Source organism: Culturomica massiliensis, from assembly GCF_900091655.1.
Taxonomy (GTDB): Bacteria; Bacteroidota; Bacteroidia; order Bacteroidales; family Marinifilaceae; genus Culturomica; species Culturomica massiliensis.
The window spans coordinates 3383696-3404205 of record NZ_LT594621.1 but is presented as its reverse complement, the minus strand read 5'-3'; the positions used below and the strand labels follow the sequence as shown (position 1 = coordinate 3404205).

The following is a 20510-nucleotide window of genomic DNA, read 5'->3' as shown; positions in this document are numbered from 1 at the left end:
AATACCGGAATAGCCAAAACCAGAAAAGCAACACCTATGAAACGATTTTCCATTGTTTTCTTTATTTTACTATCCTCCATCTGTCAGGGACAAACGGATAATGCATTCGAAGAAAAGCTGCAACACTGTTTCACCCGGTACAATGAACAGTCAGCTCAAGAAAAAATCTATCTGCATACGGACAAATCGGTTTATACACCGGGTGAGCAAATCTGGCTGAGAGCTTATCTGGCAGATGCCGTTACCCACGTACCCAGCCGGCTTAGCCGATATGTATATGTAGAACTCATCGACCAGGGAAATAAAGTATGTAAACGAATACAGATAAGACTCGCCGATTCCTGCTTTTTCGGCAATATCGAGCTCCCCCTCGATTTAAACCCGGGGAATTACGCTTTACAGGCTTACTCCCGTTGGATGCAAAACAGCAGTGAAGACTTTTTCTTCCGGAAATACATACGTATTTTACCTGCCGCAGACCATCTGCACATACATACAAACCAGCAAACAGACAGTAACGACAGGATTACAACGACATTAACATTGATGAACGGCAACGGAACCCTCTGTTCCGGCCAACACTTTCAAACGACTCTCTTCCACGGCAGTAAAATAGTAAAAAACCCTTTTATCCGCAGTAATGACAAAGGAGAATTAAAATTCGACTATGCCGGCCGGGACAGTATCGACCGGATAGAACTTTCTTTTGCCAACGATAAACCCCGCAAATATAAAACAGAAGTATATCTACCCTTGCAATCTCCGGATTTTAGCCTGCAATTCTTTCCGGAAGGAGGAAGCCTGCTGGCAGGAATGCGGCAAGTTATCGCTTTTAAAGCTGTCGGCAACAATGGAATATCCGTTGAAACCGGAGGATTTATATACAACAGTAAAAATAAACCGGTAGGAGCTTTCAACACGACACATCTGGGAATGGGAATTTTTTCCCTGTTTCCCAAAAACGGAGAAAGATACTATGCCCTGGCAACGGGTCCCGGGGGACAGGAGAAAAAAATCGACCTTCCGGTTCCCCAGGCAAAAGGTTATACCTTATCTTTAAAACACCAGGACGAACATACCATCCGGTTATCGGTAGAGAAAGCCATCGATTCAGATACACTCCCTCTTTATCTGGTGTTACACCTACGGGGACAACTGATTACCACTTTTCCGGTAAAACCGGGATTTATCGGTACTATGGATACCCAAAACCTGCCGGGAGGCATCCTGCATTGTTTACTGATGAATACGGAAGGCAGGGTTTTCAGTCAGCGCCTTTGTTTTATAAAACCGAAAGCTGCCAATCGTCTGACGATCCTCTCCGATAAAAAAATATACGAACGGAGGGAAAAAGTACAACTTTCCCTGCAATTGGTTCCCTCGGCAGCAACATTTACCGAAAGCAGTTTCTCGATCTCTGTCACCAATGACAGTCAGGTTGCCCGGGACAGTAGTTCGGAAAATATCGTCAGCTATCTGTTATTGCATTCCGACCTGAAAGGCTATATCGAATCACCCGGTAGCTATGCTTATGCAAGGCCGGAAGAAACCGACCTGTTGATGCTTACCCATGGCTGGACACGTTTCGATGTGGAAGAACTCATACAACAAAAAGGGAAAGTGTTACCTCCCGAATACCCGGTCGAACTGGAACAGCAAATCCGGGGACAAATCACCAATACAAACGACAAGCCGATGCCCAATGCTTTATTGCGCGTATTCGTTCCTTCTTTAATGACATTCGGAGATGTCAAAGCAGATGAGAACGGAAAATTTCTGATCCGGGGATTCGAATATCCGGACACGACATTATTTCTGGTACGCGGCTATAAGGAATCCGGCGGTAAATCCGTAAAAGTAACAGTCGAAGAGCCTGTCTTTCCCGAATCACACATCTTCTTTCCCCGGAAATATGCCTTCGAATCCACTTCTAAAGATAACTTTCTGGACAATTTCAAAGACAACTATTATATGCAAGACGGCATCAAAGTCTATATGCTTGAGGAAGCTGTCGTGAAAGGATCCCGTAAAAAACAGGAAGAATGGCAGGAAACGGGTAATTACACGGAATTAGCAGATTACCTGTTGAAAGAAGAAGATTTACCCAAAGAAAGCATGAATAATATCTACCAAATGCTTATGCGGCTTCCCGGAGTATTTGTCAGTAATCAAAAAGTTTCCATACGGGGTGGCGGGAGCCCTTTATTTATTGTCGACGGCATAGAAATGGACGAAGCCTTTATTGCCAATATCATTCCCGAAAATGTCAATAACATCGGAGTGATCAAAGACGGAGGACGACTCAGCATGTGGGGCATGAGCGGGATAAACGGAGTCATCCTTATCAACACCAAATTCGGGACCACCGGTCAAAGTGCAGGACCCGGCTATTGTCGTTTCCGACCAATCGGTTGCCTTATCCCGGCAGAGTTTTACATGCCGGATTACGACGATCCGGCTGTCCTGGCTTCCTCTGAAACCGATTACCGGTCGACCGTTTACTGGCAACCGATCGTTATTCCGGACAGTACCGGCAAAGCTATCGTTTCATTTTTTACGGCCGACCTGCCTTCAACTTATACCATAACCGTAGAAGGATTACTGGATAATGGGGAAGCTATTCATCAGGAAATCCGGATCGAAAGGAACTGATCAACTTATCAACAGTTACCTGTGAGATTGTTGACAAACCCCTAAAGCGGAGTCTCCGACTCCGTTTTTTTATTAAAAAAGACTTATACCAGCTTTCATTCTGCCTATATAAACGTTTTATATTTTATCTTTGCGCCATGATCGATCAGGCCACCATACAAAAGATTTTCGATGCTGCCGACATTTACGAGGTTGTTTCCGACTTCGTCAGCCTCAAAAAAAGAGGTGTAAACTATGTCGGTTGTTGTCCCTTTCATAACGAAAAAACCGGTTCATTTACCGTTTCTCCCTCCAAAGGGATATACAAATGTTTCGGATGCGGGAAAGGCGGAAATGCCGTTAATTTCATCATGGAACACGAACAGATGTCTTATGTGGAAGCCCTTCGTTACCTGGCAGCCCGCTATAATATCACCATTGAAGAAAAAGAGCTCAGCGAAGAGGAAAAGAAAGAAAAAAGTGAACGGGAGAGTATGCTTATCGTCACAAACTTTGCTGAAGAATTTTTTGTCGATCAGTTATTACATACAGACGAAGGTAAATCGGTAGGTTTGGGGTATCTGCACAAAAGAGGCCTGGACGCACAGACAATCGAGAAATTCGGCCTAGGTTATTGTCCCGAAAAGTGGGACGGTCTTACCCAAGCAGCCCTCGCCAAAGGTTACAAAAAAGAGTACCTGGTCAAAACCGGTTTGACTATCGAATCCGAAAAAGGACTATTCGACCGGTTCCGGGCACGTGTTATCTTTCCGATACGGGATATCGCCGGAAAAATCATCGCTTTCGGCGGCCGTATCATGACGAACGACAAAAAAAGCGCCAAATACCTCAATTCGCCCGAATCGGAAATATATCACAAAAGCCGCACTTTATACGGTATCTATTTTGCCAAAAAAAGTATTGTTCAACACAATCGTTGTTACCTGGTAGAAGGCTATCTGGACGTTATTTCTTTCCATAAAAAAGGTATCGAGAACACGGTAGCCTCTTCCGGAACATCTCTGACAGTCGAACAAATACGGCTGATCCGCCGTCTTACCCCAAACGTTACGATCATTTACGACGGGGACGCTGCCGGTATAAAAGCTTCTCTCCGGGGAATCGATCTCGTGCTTGAAGAAGGATTAAATGTAAGGGTATTGTTACTACCTGACGGCGAAGACCCCGATTCGTTCTCCCAATCGCGTACCCCCCAGGAATTATCGGAATACATCACAAATCATGAAACGGATTTTATCAGCTTCAAAACAAAGCTGTTGCTGGATCAGGCCGGTAATGATCCTATCGAAAAAGCCCGTCTGATTACGGAAATCGTGCGCAGCATATCGCTCATACCCGACAGCATCACCCGCTCGGTATATGTACGTGAAACGGCGACCCTCATGCAGGTGGAAGAGACCGTTTTATACAATGAAATCGCCCGTATACGTACAGGTAAAAACGCAGATGCCGCACACCAACATATTGTCCGGCATCAGCAAACACATCCGGTTCAATCCCAGGAAAAAACACCTCCGGTATACAGTACGGAAAAACTTTGCGAAACCGAAGAAAGTGTACTGATACGTTACCTGCTGTTATTCGGCAACCAGGAGTTATACGAAGAAAAACGGGATAACGGCACCTACTCTGTCAGTGTCGGCGAATACATCATCGAAGAACTCGGAGAAGACGAACTCGAAATGTTTAATCCCGGCTTCTGTGAAATTCAAAAAGAATATCGGGCTCATTATAAGACACCCGGCTTTATTCCGGCTAAATTTTTCATCGGTCATACTGATCCTGCCATCAGCAGCATCGCTGCCGACATCCTCAGCGAACCTTACGAATTAAGCAAAATGTGGACGGAGAAGGAAAGCAGCGTTGTCAAAGAAGAACGTCTTTTTTCCGAGTTACTCCCTAAGATCGTAGATAATTACAAAATGCGACGGGTAGAAATAATGACCCGGCAAGCCGACAATAAAATCTTAGAACTCCAAAACAGCGGTAACGGAGAGGAAATTCTGACCTGGATTAAAAAGAAAAATGCCATCAACCGCATCCGGGCCCGTCTGAACGAAAAGCTCGGTCGTACCGGAGTTAAATAATCAAATAAATCGTTCCCGGTTTTGTGTTTGGTAAAGTCCTGTCAACAGACATATTACAGAAGCTATCAACAAAATAATACGGTTACTCAACACAATACTGTAAAAAACAGCAGGATTTTTATCCAAAGGCAGATCGAAAGGATTCAGAAAAACATTCCATTTACTGGCTCCTAAGGTATTGCGCATAATAAAAAATATCAAGCCGATAATAATAATAACGACCGCCGTACCGTTTCCGTTTTTAATAATCGTACTAAGCATAAAACAAAGTGTACCGATAAAAAAAGCCGGTACTAAAACCTGAAGCGTAAGCTCTACCGGTGCTACTTCCACCAACAGCCAATCCGTAAGCAGCGACAACCCCAGTGTAATGGCGAAACAAATGACATAAGCGATCAGCAAACGGAACAACCACACTTTATAGCGATAATTCGGTATTCCGAAAATAATTTCGATAATCTTGGCATCCTGATCATTCTGAATCCCGAAACACATCGGATAAAATATCAACAGGACAGAAGGCACCAGCAACATATTATACCCCGTACTCTCCGTAATTTCGGAATCGGAAACCAGATTGAGGATCACCGTCAGGATAAAAAAAGCGACAGCACTCAATACAAAATAAATAAACTTATTCCCAAATACGATCTTTACATTGTAATGCGACAAGCGTAATAAGGTATCGAAAAATTGTTTCATATCAATGTCTAAAGTCTAAAAAGCCAAAGGCCACCGGAAAGCGCCTTTAGCTTCAATCGTTTATTGTGTAATAATCTGTTCATTATTTGCCAGCTTTACCCCTCTCAACAGCCACAAATAAGAATCTTCCAATACAGGGTTTGTCCGGACAGCGTTCGGGACAGGCTGGGTTTCTGAAAGACATCTTACCCGGATACTTTCGCCCATACGGATATGATGTACGATCAACAATTCCGGTGGTAATTGAGCAAATTCTTCCAGCGAAACTTCAAATACCCAGGTCACGTCTTTGGCAATACCGACCATTTCCGAAGGTGTCCCGTGATATTTCAACGATCCCTTGTTAATAACGCCGACCTGATTACAGGAACTGGCAATATCCTCAATAATATGAGTAGAGAATATTACAATCCGGTTGCGGGACAGTTCTACCAACAAATTCCGGAAACGGATACGTTCTCTCGGGTCCAGACCGGCTGTCGGTTCATCGACGACTAAAATACGTGGCAGATTAAGCAGTGTCTGTGCTATACCGATACGCTGTTTCATACCGCCGGAGAAGCCCCCGATTTTTTTGTCCTTATTTTCATACATGTGTACCGCCTCAAGTACTTCCCTGATCCGTCGTACCCGTGTTTCCTTTTCATAAATACCTTTCAACAATGCCTGGTATTCCAGAAATTGCCAGGAAGTCAGATTTTCATAGGTACCGAACTCCTGTGGCAGATACCCGATCAATCCCTGTAATTCTTCCCGTTTCTCCTGTGTATCTATGCCATTGATAAATATTTTACCGTAACTCTGCTCGAATACACCGCAAATAATACGCATCAACGTCGTCTTGCCGGCCCCATTCGGACCCAACAACCCAAACATACCGGTGTGAATATCCAAAGACACGGCATTCAAAGCCTTAAAAGGTTTTTTGCGGTAACCGATCACCGGCACTTTGGTAGCCATACGGTAAAAACTTTTCCGCAAAACCCGGAAACTCCCGTCTATCAAATCGATATTGATATTATACTTATGAATACGATCTGAGAGATATTTCACCAGAATACCGGCATACCACAACATGCCCAGCATAACCGGACCGCCTCCGCTATGGAATCTGAATATAGCCCATATAACGGTCACAAAAGGAGAAAAATAATACAATACAAATCTGGTCACCCGCACAATCCGTCCCAGAAAACGCCGGTTACGGAACATCAGGAATTCTTGTCCTATCCTGAGAAGGCGAATAAACAACAGCCATGTCAGAATAGCAAACAACATTCCCCAGAATGTATTTTCCTGGTAATAATACACAAAATAAAAAAAGAATACTGCCAACGGCACAAGCCAGAACAAAAGCCGTAAATCTTTCCAATTCCGGTATTCTTCTTTCAGCCCAAGCCGTTCCCGAATCCGCTGCCCGGATAGCCATTCACGCTTAAATTCAGAGGGACGTCCATAAATTTTTACCAGATTCCGTACCTGAATTGTAATTTCCCGGTCTTCCGGAATAATATGGCTGTTGGCCCGGCGCAGACTCCCTTCCATAAACCAGGTCACTCCCGGCACCAGAATGACAGCCCCTATCAGATAAGCAATCCGCCACAGTAACGAATCGGAGAACACCATAATACATATCACAGCAACCAACAATAATGTCAATTGCAGAATTTTCATGGTAAGACTCTGGGTGCGGAGACGTCTTAACGCATCCTCCAACCCGGAATATAAGGTAGGAATAATTACCAATGTCAACAAAGTACTCATTGTCAATCCGCCGATCACCGTAATAGCAAAAGGAGCACCTAACCCGGCGACAAACTCACCTTTCCCCATCGCTAACGGCACCATAGCCACAATCGTCGTAATTGCCGTTATTAAAATCGGCCTCAAACGGGAAATACCCGCCAGCAACAACGCCCGTAATTTCCGGTTTCCTTGCCGCCTCAGTAAAGAGGTATAATCGATCAGAATAATACTGTTGTTTACCACAATACCGATCAGGATAATAAAACCGATCATTACATTCGCATTCATCAGCGAATTATTGGTAAACAATAACGCCAGTAACGAACCGATAGCCGCCAAGGGTATGGCAAACATCAATACGACAGGGGCACTCAACGATTCGAAAACAGAAGCCAGAATCATAAAAATGATAACGAAAGCGGCCAAAATCAGGAATGTGAATTCCTCCGTCTCGTTTTCCTCATGCACGACTTCGACAGCCAAACCGGACGGGATATCCAATTTCTGCACCATCTCATCAATCTCGGTCCGGGCGGCCTCCAAAAACTCTTTCGACTCATTGACATCCGAAACGAAACTATACCTGACCTCGATCTCTTTATCCTGATTTACCCGGGTAATGTTGCCTTGTCCGCGTGTAAGATTAATCGTGCTGAAACTCCGTAAATCAATCAGGGAACTGTTCTGATTCGTGACTTTCATTTCCCGCAGCTCATCCAAATTACGCTGCTTTTGTTTATCATCCTCATCCGCCTCTGCAAATTCTTTGTCTTTAATGATGATATCATATTCCTCATCTCCGGCCTTATATTTGATTTGAGTCGTATTCTCAGGAGCAAAATTCACCAATTCCGTCACCACATTATTGGGTGTCACGTCATAGATCCCCATCAGATACTGGTCGAACTGAATACGGGCTTCCGGCTTCCCCCGTGAAGTATTTACCCAGGCATAATTAATATTTTCCAGATCCTGCAATTGATATTCCACATATTCAGCAAGATTCTCCATTTTCTCAAAATCCTGTCCTTTGATGATAATCTTCTCCGTCTGATTTCCCATTCCCATCAATTTGAGCAGTTCTTCCCCACCACCCATAATGGCACTTCCTCCACCACCCTGGAAATTCTGGCTGCTACTCCGGGCTTCCAGACTGATGTTCCAGATCCGTAATCGCCGGGCCTTATCCAACACCATACTCTTGACCTCATTCAGCGATTTCTGATCGATATTTTTAAAATCCTTTTTCAGCTTAATACTGACATTGGCATCTTCTGCATATATTTTGGAAGTAATCTGTTCAATTTCAGGCACTCCGAGCAATTCCTCCTCATAACGGCGGATCATATCGTCGGTACGGCCAAGCGTATACCCCGTCGGAGAAGTAATATACACCTCGAAAGTATCCGACTCCACTTCTTTCAATGTATTGAGCGTCAATGTCAGTGACAACACAATTGTTATGATCAATGCAAGAATCGACCCGATAACGATCTGCGCCGGTTTACGCAGACAATATTTTAAAATAGCGATATAAACCTGCACCGGCCGGCTGTAAATAGAAAGGGAACTGAAATTAACGGGATGATCCTTTCTGGTCATAAAATAATTCACTGCCATAGGAACCAGCAACAAAGCCACGACCAGAGAAATAGTCAGTGTCGCCACAATAGATACACCCACATGCTCACCGATCAGCTTGATCATGTAATTGTCGGCAAACACAAAAGGCAGAAAAACGGTAATTGTCGTCAAAGTCGCCGCCAGAATTGCCTTCCATACTTCTTTCGTCCCCCTCACTGATGCTTCCTCAGCAGACACACCAATCCCCCGCAAACGGAATATATTCTCCATGACGACGACAGAGTTATCGAGTAACATCCCGACCGCCAGAGCAATTCCCGTCAACGTAAGCGTATTGATCGTTATCCCGCTCAAATAAAAGAAATAGAAAGAAGAAAAAACCGAAATCGGGATCGCGAAAGCAATAATCGTTACAATCCTCAAATTCCGCAAGAAAAGATAAAGAATAAAAATCGCCAGGATTGCACCCGTCAAACCCAGATTGACAATCGTATCGATATTCTCATTCATGGTCTCCGCCACATCCGTATCGATCTTTATACTGACTCCTTTCGTCTCTAATTCCGCATTTAGTTTACCGATCTCCGCTCTGACCCGCTCCGACAACTCGATAACATTGACTTGTGGAGATTTCGCGACAATACAGGTTATCACCTCCTTGCCGTTCACCCGGGAGTAAGATTCTTCCTCTTTAATTCCGAAGCGGATTTCAGCGATATCCTTCAGCAACACCGGTCCCTGGGCAACGACAATATTCCCCAGGTCTTCCGTTTTCAAATACTCTGCCGTTACATTGACAAAATAACGCCTGTTATTTTCATAAGCCGGACCGGCAAAGGTTTTTTCTGCCATATTCCGGCTAATGAGCGAACTGATTTGAGAAGTAGTCAACTTTAAAGCATCACACTTGTCCTGATCGATAATAATTTCGATGCTTTTCTGGCGTCCTCCCATAACCGACACGGCAGCCACCCCATCGATATTTTCCAATATCGGAGCAATATCTGCGTCAGTGACACTGCGTACATAGTCGACATCCTCATCACTTAAGACAAATAAAGTCATAAACTGAGAATTCACCATCCCGGTCGGAGCTTTGTTTACCGAAATTCTGAATTCGTCAGGTATATTTGCCGTAATCGCCTTGATCTTTTCTTCCAATTTCAGGTAAGCATACTTGATATCAGTACTTTTCACGAACGTAACCGTAATCCGGGCATTCCGGGTGGAAATCTGGGTTTCGATCTTCTCAACCCCTTCCAGGGCACTTATCACACCTTCTACCGGAATAGCAGCCTGACTCTCGATATACTTCGGATCAAGTTCATTCGTTGTCGTAATATTTACACTCAGCATCGGCAATTCAGCATTCGGATAGAGTTCCATAGGCAGATAGCTATAGGAAAAATACCCCATCAGCGTTAAACCGATGAAAAGCATTGAAATCAAAACACGACGTTTAATCAGTTTATCCATTTCATTAAAGTCAAAAATCAAAAATTATTTTTTGACTTTCCGGTCAAAAATATAATACACACAAGGAATAACGATCAATGTCAATATGGTCGCCGTAACCAAACCACCGATAACAGCCAACGCCATCGGAGAACGCAAAGAAGCTCCCTCCCCGAATCCGAAACACATCGGCAACAGAGCTAAAATCGTCGTAAGCCCCGTCATGATAATCGGTCGTATACGCTGCTGGGCTGCGGCCATAATTGCCTCTGTCAGCTCCATTCCCTGCTCTTTCAACTGATTTATCCGGTCGACCAGAATAATAGAACTGTTTACCGCTATTCCCGCCAGCATGATGATTCCGATAAAAGCCATCATATTCAATGTCTGTCCTGTCAGCAGGAACGCCAGGATACTTCCGACCCCGGCCAAAGGAATGGTCAGTAAAATCGTAAAAGGATGCCGCAACGATTCAAATTGCGAGGCCATTACCATATATACCAAAATAATGGATAAAAGCAAAGCGAAACCCAATCCATTGAAAGATTCAGCTCTCTTTTCCTCCTCTCCCGTAATCTTTGCCGAATATTTCGCCGGGAATTCCACCTCATCCAAACGGGCATTCACCTCCGGAGTGACCCTTCCCAACGAATAGTCCTTCGCCAGCAAAGCCGTTACTCTTCCGATCCGATTCTGATTATTACGGGCAATTTCTTTGGGAGCCGTCGTCACACTCACTTCGGCAATTTCTCCCAAACGGTATTTTTTATCTCCCTGACGAATTTCTACGTTCTGTAAATCCGCCAATGAAATTTCAGGTACCCGGATTTCGATATCTACCGGTTCTCCCTGCGATTCATAGTTACCGGCAGCTTTTCCATTCAGTTTTTCCTGCACCTGTTGGGAAACAGAGGCAACATCCACCCCATAAATACCACTCCGCAAGCGGTCGATATTGACATTGACTTCCGGCGCCCCCTTTTCCATCGAAGTTTCGATATCATAAAGCCCTGCTATATCCGAAATCCGTGCCTTTACATCCGCACACAGTTGCTCCAGCACTTCTATCTCCTCTCCTTTTATCTCAATGACCAAAGGAGCCCCTTCTGTCCCCAAAGCACTCTGCAAAGCAGACTGTTCCTTTTCATAAGTCAATTCGACATCTTCCGGCATATCGGCATTTTGTCCGAGAGCCGTTATCAGATAATCCGCATCGATGGTTGAATTTTTCCGGAGCATAACTTTGATTTCCGCCTGATGCTCTTCTTTGGCTTTGGTTCCGGCTTCGATATCCGTATTCGAAGGGCCGACCAGCGTATACATCCACTCCAGATTCTCTCCGCCCAGGTCCCGGATCATCTCCTCAATAGAAGAAGCTGCATAGTCCGTACTTTTTAAACGGGTACCCGTCTCCAAGGTCAATTTTACATTGAACTCCCTCGACTCGGCTTTCGGCATAAATTCCATACCGATCAAAGGCAATGTCATATATGCCGCAATCATCAATATCAAGGCCCCCAATACAACGGCATAACGATGCTTCAGCAATTTACCGATAAAAATTCCGAATCCTTTGATTTTTACCGATTTTATATCCTTACTTCCCTGTTTGATAAACCGGGAAGACAACATCGGAATAAACAATATGGCTACAAATAAAGACGACAACAATGAAAAAGTAACCGTCCAGGCCTGCTCTTTAAACAATTCTCCCGCTGCCCCCTGAATATATACGATCGGCAAAAAAACGACGATTGTCGTCAAGGTAGAAGAAGTAATCGCTCCCGATACCTCTGAAGTACCTTTAACGGCAGCTTCCTTCACCGACAAACCATTTTCCAGATTCCGGATGATATTTTCCATGACGACAATCGCATTATCCACCAGCATTCCAGCCCCCAATGCCAATCCTCCCAACGTCATAATATTCATTGTCAGGCCATTGAAATACATAAGATTAAAGGTTGCAATAATGGAAATCGGAATAGACAGACTGACAATCAAAGTCGTATTGATACGCCTCAAAAAGACGTACAATACAATCACCGCCAACAATATTCCCAATACGGCAGAATCCTTTACTTCTCCGATAGATGCGCCGATAAAATCACCCTGATTGGTAATGATATTGAACTCATAACCGGGCATACTCTTCCGCAATTCCTCCAGCTTATTCTGAATATTTTCAACGACCTTAACCGTATTGAATTTATTTTCTTTGTAAATACTGATTCCCAGACAACGTTCTCCGTTAAAACGGGCGATATTATCAGGATCCTTATTTACAGTCTGCACGACAGCTACATCTTTCAAATAAACCGGAGCCTTCACATTTGTTGCAGAAGAGGACGCACCGTTTTCGTCTGCAGCCGGTTCTTTAAACGCCACAATGATGTTACTGATATCCTCTATATCCCGAATCAGGTTAACCCCTTTCACTGTATATTGAATATCCTCATTTACAATCGTCCCCCCGGAAACATTCCGGTTAACGCTTTCTATTTTAGAAGCAATGTCGTCTGCCGTCAAATTAAAAGCTTCCAGCATATACGGATCGGTCTTCACCTCGACATAGACATTCTCCTGTCCGTTCAACTGTATATCGGCCACGCCGTCCAAACGCACCAACTCACTGCGCATATAGTTTTCGGCTATTTTGCGCAATTCGTTCATATCCTTGATCTCGTTATGAGTAAGCGCCAGTGTCATTACCGGCTTTGCATTGGCATCATAACGGGATACATTCAAAGAAGTAACTTCGGAATTCTGGGCTATTTGTGAAACACTTCGTTGTAAATCGAGAAAAGCCGCATCCATATCCTGATCCCAGTCATACTCTACAGTAATCAAAGCCGAACCGGCCATACAACTGCTTTTTACACTCTTCACCCCATCCTGACGGGCCGCCAATGACTCGATATTCTCGACGAACTGTTTTTCCACTTCTTCAGGCGGACGTTCCCCCACCTGCAAATCAATATATAATGCCGGATTCTTTAAATCCGGGAATAAATCGGTTCCCAGTTTATTGTAAGAAATAATCCCGAGCAGGCAGATAGCCAATGTAATCATCAGCACACTCACGGGATATTTAACTGCGAACTTGGTTATTTGATTCATCTTATTTTACTTTTATTACCTACAATCAAATTGTAAATTATCCGGAAGATTGATTCGTTATCAGATTCACAGAATCTAAAATTTAAAACCTATATCCGTTTTGAATTTACGCTTCTCCCCATCCGCCGGAAAGCTTGGTGGGACAACCTAAAACCCAAATCCAGAATCTACAATAAATACTTACCGGTACAAACCGTTATTTCATCACTTTTACCTTACTTCTGTCACGCAACCACTCGTATCCTTTCACAACCACCTTTTCTCCTTTTTCCAATCCCTTTTCCACTTCCACATATTTATCGTCACTGATACCGACCGTAATTACTTTTTGCTGTGCGGCAGAGCGATCTACTGTAAAGACAATCTTATTTCCCCGGCGACTCGTCACGATTTCTTTCGGAATAGAAAGTACCGAATCCTTACGTACCGTAATAACGTCTGCTTTGGCAAACATTCCCGGACGAAGCTTCAATTCAGGATTATCGATCTGGATATAGCCCGAAAATGTCCGGGTATCTTCATTGATCGCCGGTGACAATTGAGTCAGCAATCCTTTTAATGTATCCGATTTGATATTGTAATTGGTAACATACACCCTTTGACCCACTTTCAGTTTCGGCATCACATTTTCCGGAAATTGCGTTTCCAGGTACATTTTACTGTAATCCATAATACCGACAACCGGCTGGGCAGAAGCCACCTCAACATTGGGAGTATAATAAGGCAAACTGACTATGACCCCTTTAAACGGTGCCTTTACACTCATCTTGCCTAAAGTAATATAAGCATTTTCCAATTCCAGCTTTGCATTGATATATGCCGTCTCTGCATTATTCACATCTTTCTGTGTCGCTCCTCCTTTTTCAAGTAAAGTCTTCTGTCCTTCCCATTCCTTCTCCGTGATCTGGATGTTCAGCTTTTTACTTTCCAACTGCACATTATTCTCGTATTCTTTATTTTCCAAACGAACGATTACAGCACCGGCCTCCACGATGTCTCCCAACTGATACGGCTTACCGGTCTTCGGGTTTGTCTGTAAAACATAATCCCCGTTCGTTTCCGATTTCAGTTCTACGGTACGGGTTGCTTTAGCCGTACCTGTCGTCGTTATAAATTCTTCTATCGTACGCTGACGAACATCATCTACCCACACGGGCGTCGTCGTTTCTCCCGACTGATTATTCCGATCTCCGCCACAACTATACAATGCCATCCCCAAGGTCAGAACACCGATTAGCTTAAAGTAATTATTCATAGTATTGAGATTTTATTTATATCGTATTAAATTAATTTATTTTTTTGCTTCCAAAGGCAAATACGATTTATTCGTCGTATAATCCCACAATGTCTGTACTTTCAGATTCAATAACTCCAGCTTATAACTGATAATCGCATTGGTATATTCCTGTTTAGCACTCGTCAGCTGGGTTTGGTATTGTTGCAACTCCATACCGGTTAAATTTCCGTTCCTGTATTTTTCCAGATTGATCTCATAAGTACGTTCCGCATTTTCTATACTCTTTTTCTTTATGTTGATCTGATTGATCAGGGTCGGTAAATTCCGGCAAATCTGCCGTATATTTATCGTAATCTCTTTCTTCTGCTCGCTCATATCCACTTCGTCCGATTCCATGGCCAGCTTACTTGACTGTACTCTTGCCTTTTTAGCTCCCCAGTCGAAAATCGGAATAGTCAAACTTACCCCGATTTGTTCATTATCCGTCGGATTATCATACATATTTCCCACCTTATCTCCCAGAGCATTGAGGCCGACACGGGCAGAAATATTTCCTTTAAACTCATTTTCTGCCTTTGCCCGGATAATAGAAAAAACATCCCGCTCCAATGTAATCTGTTTTTGACGCAATTCCATCCGTTGGTCCAATCCATGCTTTACAGCTTCTTCCGTATTCACGGTGATGGATTCTACTTCCGTATTCGGCAATACGGCGATGTCCTCGTCCAGAGAAACCCCCAGCAACAACTTGAAATTATCCTTCGCATTTTCATAATTTATTTCAGCCGTATATACGGACGATTCACTGGTAGCCAGATTCACCTCAGCCTGAAAAAGTTCTTCCCGGGCAACCAATCCGGCTTCCACCTTATTTTTTATAATATCGTAATTCTGTTTCTGGTTGGCATACTCATCCCGGGCAATCGATAAATCTTTAAACCGCTGATATACCGAATAGAAATTATCCGTCACATTCTTCTCGATATTCAGTTGCTGCATAGCATAACTCAATCGGGCATTTTCAAGACTTAATTCCAATTCCTTCAATTGCATCTTCGTCCGGTTATAAGTAAAAATGGGCTGCTCTATCCGCAAAGAAATATTGTGATTGAAAGCGGTACTCTTTCCCCCGGAAGAACGATTGGAAGCATCCTGCCAGGACACGTCGTTCACCAAAGAAACCGTACCGTCCGTCCATTTAATCGGCTGTACAATTCCCAGAGAAGCCGAGGAACTCATAGTCTTACTGTCAAACCATTTGCTGTTATAACTGTCATACTGACTGCTACGGGAATAATTAAACGGACTGACATCTAAGGAAAACTGTGACTTCAAAGAAGCTTGCTGAGCCTGTAAATTCAGCTCATTCTGCTGAAGGCTCAACTTACTTTGTATCAAAGCCGGACTGTTCTGAAAAGCAATGCTCAAGGCCTTGTCCAATGTCAGTACTTGCTGTGCGAAACAGATACTCCCGCAAAGCAGAAAAAACGAAACGAATAAAGCGTGTCTGTACATACTTATTGCCTTAGTTATATTATTTAATCAATGTAAACTTCACTGCATCCGCTGAGACAAAAACAGAAGAAACCTTATCCGTCAATGTCACAGTCACTCTGCCTGCCGGCAAATAATAGCTTCCCAACGACACCCATCCGTTTTCTTCCTGTGCAAAATCAACGGATGCCGTCTCTTTCTCTTCATCGTAAGCAATCGTATAGGTTTGGGTCTGGTCGTTACGGGTGCGGTTGTGTCTTCCCCAAAACCAAATCTCGAATTTAGGATTCCATACAAATATCTCATAATAATTATCCTTCGGGATTTCAGCCGTCCATTCAACCTTATTGGCACCGGTACCTTTACTTTTATAAACAGCCGAATGTACCGACTCTCCAAAACAAGAGCTCTTAACAACGGCAGTCCATTTCGACGGATAACGCCAAGGCATAAAATTCTGGTATTTATCCTCCTCTTCTTTCCGGAATAAATCTTTCAGCTTATGTCGTGTATTTCCCTCGATTGTGCGGAAACCGGGGTCTTCATTATCTATGATAATCTCGCCGGGAACAGCAGCAAAAACAGCCGTATCTATCGGAAAAGCTCCCGTCAATGTATCGGAAACCTCGGTATCTACTTTGGAGAAATTGAAATCGAACTCATTCGGTAAATTCCGGGATACCATCGTATTTACAGTTATACGTCCGGGACGATCGTCGTTAATGATCTTGATTTCCCGGGCACTGCCTGCCGGTATATAATAATGATGAATATTATCTTCATCCTCACCCGATCCGGGTCTACGGGGACCTCTTCCCCGCATACCTCCGCCGCCACTCTCGACATTGACATTGATCATACCATCCACATCCGAAGGATTATAAGCCTTCAGGCTGATCCGGTATTTGGTAAAATCATCCAGAATAACCTGATTCACATCAACATCTTTTAATTTTATCTCAGGGGCATGATCCGTCGTATACCATTGATGAATAAAATCAGCAAGATCGATATGAAACTCTTCTTTAAATTTTTCCGAAAATTCCTCCAAGTCCGTTTCTTTAAACAGATGGCTTTCATTGAAATTTCTCAAAAAAGAATGAAATGTTTTCATTGGTATCTGCGAAACGACAAAGCTTTTCAAAAAATTACTTTTCAACTTCAGCACCTCATAAAACACCTGAGGCTTGATGTTTTTATCTTTCATAGCAGCCTCAAAACTGTGATCCTGCAAATAAACATTCGCCCGTTGATTATCAGACAATTCAGTACTAAAAAACCATCTTCTCTGGTTGGATTCACTTGTATTCTGCATTGTATTCAAAGCAACATCGATAATCGGATAATCGGCAGAATACATAAAACCCGTAAATCCGAAAAACATAGCTCCGATATTCAGCTTATTGACCTCCGGAGAAGAACTCCAACGCATACTCCCATCGGAAGAAGTCTCTGCAACAAAAGTATTATTAATGTAATTCTTTAACATCTGCACCTGAATTTCCTTATCTTCAGGTATATCATTCTGATTACGCCAATCCCTGATCCGATGTTGTTCTGCCCTGAAATCGACCTGTGTCCGTAAGCCTCGTTCCGGCAAAAAAACAATTTCCGGCATCACCTGCTCGGTATATCCTTTCCAATTACGAATATATCCGGTAAAAGGAAGCGGAGTCTCAGCCATAACAAACTTTGAAAAAGGATAACTTCTGTTTTTACCGACTTCCAGGTCGGCCCGGATTTCCCGTATAATTGCCGGCAAAGTATCCTGTATCTCTTCAAAATACTTCGAAAAAAAGTCATGCCCTTTGAAATAATACAACTCATAATCCGTAGAATCCACAGAAATGGCTTTTTTCTCGTAATCACCGATTGCTACACTGATGCAAGGCAGAGGTGTGGCATTGGAAAATACGGTTTTTCCCTCTTCCCGGACAGCATCTCCCTGAGATATGGCCGTTCTATTCTCCGGATGTTCGACAGTAAGCGTATAACGGGTAAATTCCTTCTTAATATTGTAAGGCATAGCCGGATAAGCAGGCGATTCCGCTACCGGATACCACAAACATTCAGGAGTAAGAATGGTGTAACGGTCTTCCAGGTAAACATAGCGTTTTCCATACCGGAAAGAAAATGTGTTCCCCGTCGGATTAGCCAAAAAATCTTTCTCGTCTATATCCGTATAACAAACATTCTCATCCAGCGGCCCGGCATAACGGATGGTAATCTGTTTTTCTTCGCCGGGCTGCAACGCCTGATCAATCAATAAGACCTGCTTTTCCCGCTCATATGTAACCGCCTGACCGGCAACTTCCAAGCCTAGAATTTCTACCCCCGGATTCAAATAAAGAATAACCTGCGGAATCATTTCCCCGCGGCTATTTTTTACCAGCATCCGGCTTTCGGCTTCCAGGCTGTTTCCACTCTGCTTTATAGTTATGTCATTCGAAGAAATGTCCGCTTTCGGCAAAACAGCATACTTATCAAACAATGCAATATATTCCTTCCGAACCTCGGCAATATGCCGGAAATGCCGGACATACAGAAAACCCGTTCCCACACTGACCAACAGCAATACAAAAGCACAGATATTTATAATAACCGTTTTCCAGGGACGGTGAGGCAAACGCTTGACCAATGTTATCGTAAAACACAAAAGAGCGATCCCCCCCAAGAAATAAACGGTACGCTGTAATAAAAACAAAGCCAAATCCGGATGCCCCGTTACATCAGAAAAAATAGCCGGAATATTGACACCGAAAAAGTCAAACACTCCGTACAAATTATCCCCGACATAGAAAAAAAGCGTACCAATAATACCCAACATTACAATAAACGTTACGGCTTGATTTTTCAATATACACATCAATGTAAACGACAATCCCAGCACAAACCACAAGGAAGGCAACGAAATCGTAAAAAGATAAAACAAATAAGGGAAAATACTGAAAGGGGAACCTCCCACTACTAAATTGACAAACATCCCGACCAGTAAGGTAATTATATTCAATCCGAGAAATACCCGGGTAATCCCCCATACTTTTCCGACAATATAATCCGCATTACTCATCGGACGTACATAAATAACTTCGGCTGTATCCAATTTCTTATCCCGCTTCAAAAAACTACCGGCCAGAAAAACAACAATTACCGATTGAGCAATATTGTAGAGATAGGTCGTAAAAAAAGGGATCAAAGAAGTCACTCCGACATAATTCCAGGTCTCGCTATATTTCCAGAAAACCGGAGAAAGATTGCTCAATTGAGTCAATGTCAGAATCAACAGTACCAATATTGCAAAAATACGAAACAACCAACTCCTTTTCAGTAGCTTCACTTCGTACCGCGCAATAACGTTTATCGTATGAATATTCATATTAAACTCTATTTAAATAACTCTCCACCTTCTTCCTTATCGGCATACATATCCATCCTATCCTGTAAAAGATAGTCCATAAAATAGACATAAGCGTGTTCTATATTAGGGGTGATCATCTTTCCGCCGAAACCGTCCAGATTATCGGCAACGACCTGTATATCCCAACCTCCGTTAGAAGGAATCGTCGAAATAATCGGATATTTTTCCTTGATATCCTTGAACTCCTGATCGGTAACAAATATTTCCCATACCTTTCCCTGCGCCAACTCGATCATATCGTCGGGCGAACCTTCAAATTTCAATTCCCCTTTATTCAATAAAGCCAGTTTCTTACACGTACTGGAAATATCTCCCACGATATGAGTGGAAAGAATAATAATGACATCCTGATCACTGACCTCCGACAAAATATTCCGGAAACGGATACGTTCTTCCGGATCCAGTCCGGTAGTCGGCTCATCGACAATGATCACTCTCGGATTTCCGATAATAGCCTGTGCAATGCCTAAACGACGCTTCATACCTCCCGACAAACGATTCGCCCAACGATCGCGCACCTCGAACAAACCCACCTTGCGCAACATTTCGTCTACAATTTCTGCCCTTTTCTTCACCCCTTTGATTCCAGCCAACCCGGCTCCGTAATCCAGGAATTCCCAGGTTTTCAATTTTTCAAAAAAACGGAAATCCTGAGGTAAATAACCTAATACAGAACGGATAGCTTTACGATCTTTGGCAATGTCATAATCATCGAAAAAAATCGTTCCCGACGTAGCACTTTGCAACAACGTCATGATTCGCATCAATGTCGTTTTACCCGCACCGTTAGGCCCCAACAAACCGAACATACCCGGCTCGATGACCAGATTCAATTCATTTAAAGCCTTATGTCCGTCAGGATATATTTTACTGAGATTCTTGATTTGTATTTTCATCGTTTACCACCACGTCTTTGAAGGCTTAAAAGTAACAAATTCACGCCTACAATAACTATTTTTACACACTTTTAATATTTTAATAACAGTATGACAAAAATTTACCTCAAAGGTTTAGT

The 20510-nt window shown here is 43.2% G+C and carries 9 protein-coding genes; 2 read left to right on the top strand and 7 right to left on the bottom strand.

All coding sequences use genetic code 11. The features are described from left to right. Nucleotides 1-36: 36 nt before the first annotated feature. Nucleotides 37-2652: a TonB-dependent receptor plug domain-containing protein gene (locus tag BN8908_RS15185; protein WP_068691482.1), complete on the top strand. Its 2616-nt coding sequence runs from the start codon at nucleotides 37-39 to the stop codon at nucleotides 2650-2652. Nucleotides 2653-2789: 137 nt separating this feature from the next. Continuing rightward, nucleotides 2790-4739, top strand: a complete 1950-nt coding sequence (gene dnaG, locus BN8908_RS15180) for a DNA primase (RefSeq protein ID WP_068691480.1) — start codon at nucleotides 2790-2792, stop codon at nucleotides 4737-4739. Here dnaG and BN8908_RS15175 read toward each other — a convergent pair whose 3' ends face one another. The 7 genes from BN8908_RS15175 to BN8908_RS15145 form a co-directional block, all read right to left on the bottom strand. Beyond that, the gene (locus BN8908_RS15175; RefSeq protein WP_021987849.1) at nucleotides 4740-5441 is read right to left on the bottom strand and encodes a hypothetical protein; all 702 of its coding nucleotides are present in this window, start codon (nucleotides 5439-5441) and stop codon (nucleotides 4740-4742) included. It lies immediately after the preceding gene. A 60-nt stretch (nucleotides 5442-5501) separates the two neighbouring features. After that, nucleotides 5502-10247, bottom strand: coding sequence for an efflux RND transporter permease subunit (locus BN8908_RS15170; protein WP_021987848.1), 4746 nt, complete (start codon nucleotides 10245-10247; stop codon nucleotides 5502-5504). 24 nt (nucleotides 10248-10271) lie between these two features. Then, nucleotides 10272-13346, bottom strand: a complete 3075-nt coding sequence (locus BN8908_RS15165; RefSeq protein WP_068691475.1) for an efflux RND transporter permease subunit — start codon at nucleotides 13344-13346, stop codon at nucleotides 10272-10274. 196 nt (nucleotides 13347-13542) lie between these two features. Continuing rightward, on the bottom strand, nucleotides 13543-14601 hold the full coding sequence (locus BN8908_RS15160) for an efflux RND transporter periplasmic adaptor subunit (protein WP_068691473.1): 1059 nt from the start codon (nucleotides 14599-14601) through the stop codon (nucleotides 13543-13545). A 36-nt stretch (nucleotides 14602-14637) separates the two neighbouring features. Next, nucleotides 14638-16098, bottom strand: coding sequence for a TolC family protein (locus tag BN8908_RS15155; RefSeq protein ID WP_021987844.1), 1461 nt, complete (start codon nucleotides 16096-16098; stop codon nucleotides 14638-14640). Between the two features lie 19 nt (nucleotides 16099-16117). Beyond that, complete coding sequence (locus BN8908_RS15150) at nucleotides 16118-19453, bottom strand: golvesin C-terminal-like domain-containing protein (protein ID WP_068691471.1); 3336 nt, start codon at nucleotides 19451-19453, stop codon at nucleotides 16118-16120. Nucleotides 19454-19461: 8 nt separating this feature from the next. After that, nucleotides 19462-20391 (bottom strand): ABC transporter ATP-binding protein, encoded by a 930-nt coding sequence (locus BN8908_RS15145; protein ID WP_021987842.1) that lies wholly within the window; start codon nucleotides 20389-20391, stop codon nucleotides 19462-19464. Nucleotides 20392-20510: the final 119 nt, after the last annotated feature.

Coding starts and splice junctions, on each gene's coding strand:
- BN8908_RS15150 (WP_068691471.1), bottom strand. CDS start 19,453: ATGAATATTCATACGATAAACGTTATTGCGCGGTACGAAGTGAAGCTA.
- BN8908_RS15165 (WP_068691475.1), bottom strand. CDS start 13,346: ATGAATCAAATAACCAAGTTCGCAGTTAAATATCCCGTGAGTGTGCTG.
- BN8908_RS15160 (WP_068691473.1), bottom strand. CDS start 14,601: ATGAATAATTACTTTAAGCTAATCGGTGTTCTGACCTTGGGGATGGCA.
- BN8908_RS15185 (WP_068691482.1), top strand. CDS start 37: ATGAAACGATTTTCCATTGTTTTCTTTATTTTACTATCCTCCATCTGT.
- BN8908_RS15155 (WP_021987844.1), bottom strand. CDS start 16,098: ATGTACAGACACGCTTTATTCGTTTCGTTTTTTCTGCTTTGCGGGAGT.
- dnaG (WP_068691480.1), top strand. CDS start 2,790: ATGATCGATCAGGCCACCATACAAAAGATTTTCGATGCTGCCGACATT.
- BN8908_RS15175 (WP_021987849.1), bottom strand. CDS start 5,441: ATGAAACAATTTTTCGATACCTTATTACGCTTGTCGCATTACAATGTA.
- BN8908_RS15145 (WP_021987842.1), bottom strand. CDS start 20,391: ATGAAAATACAAATCAAGAATCTCAGTAAAATATATCCTGACGGACAT.
- BN8908_RS15170 (WP_021987848.1), bottom strand. CDS start 10,247: ATGGATAAACTGATTAAACGTCGTGTTTTGATTTCAATGCTTTTCATC.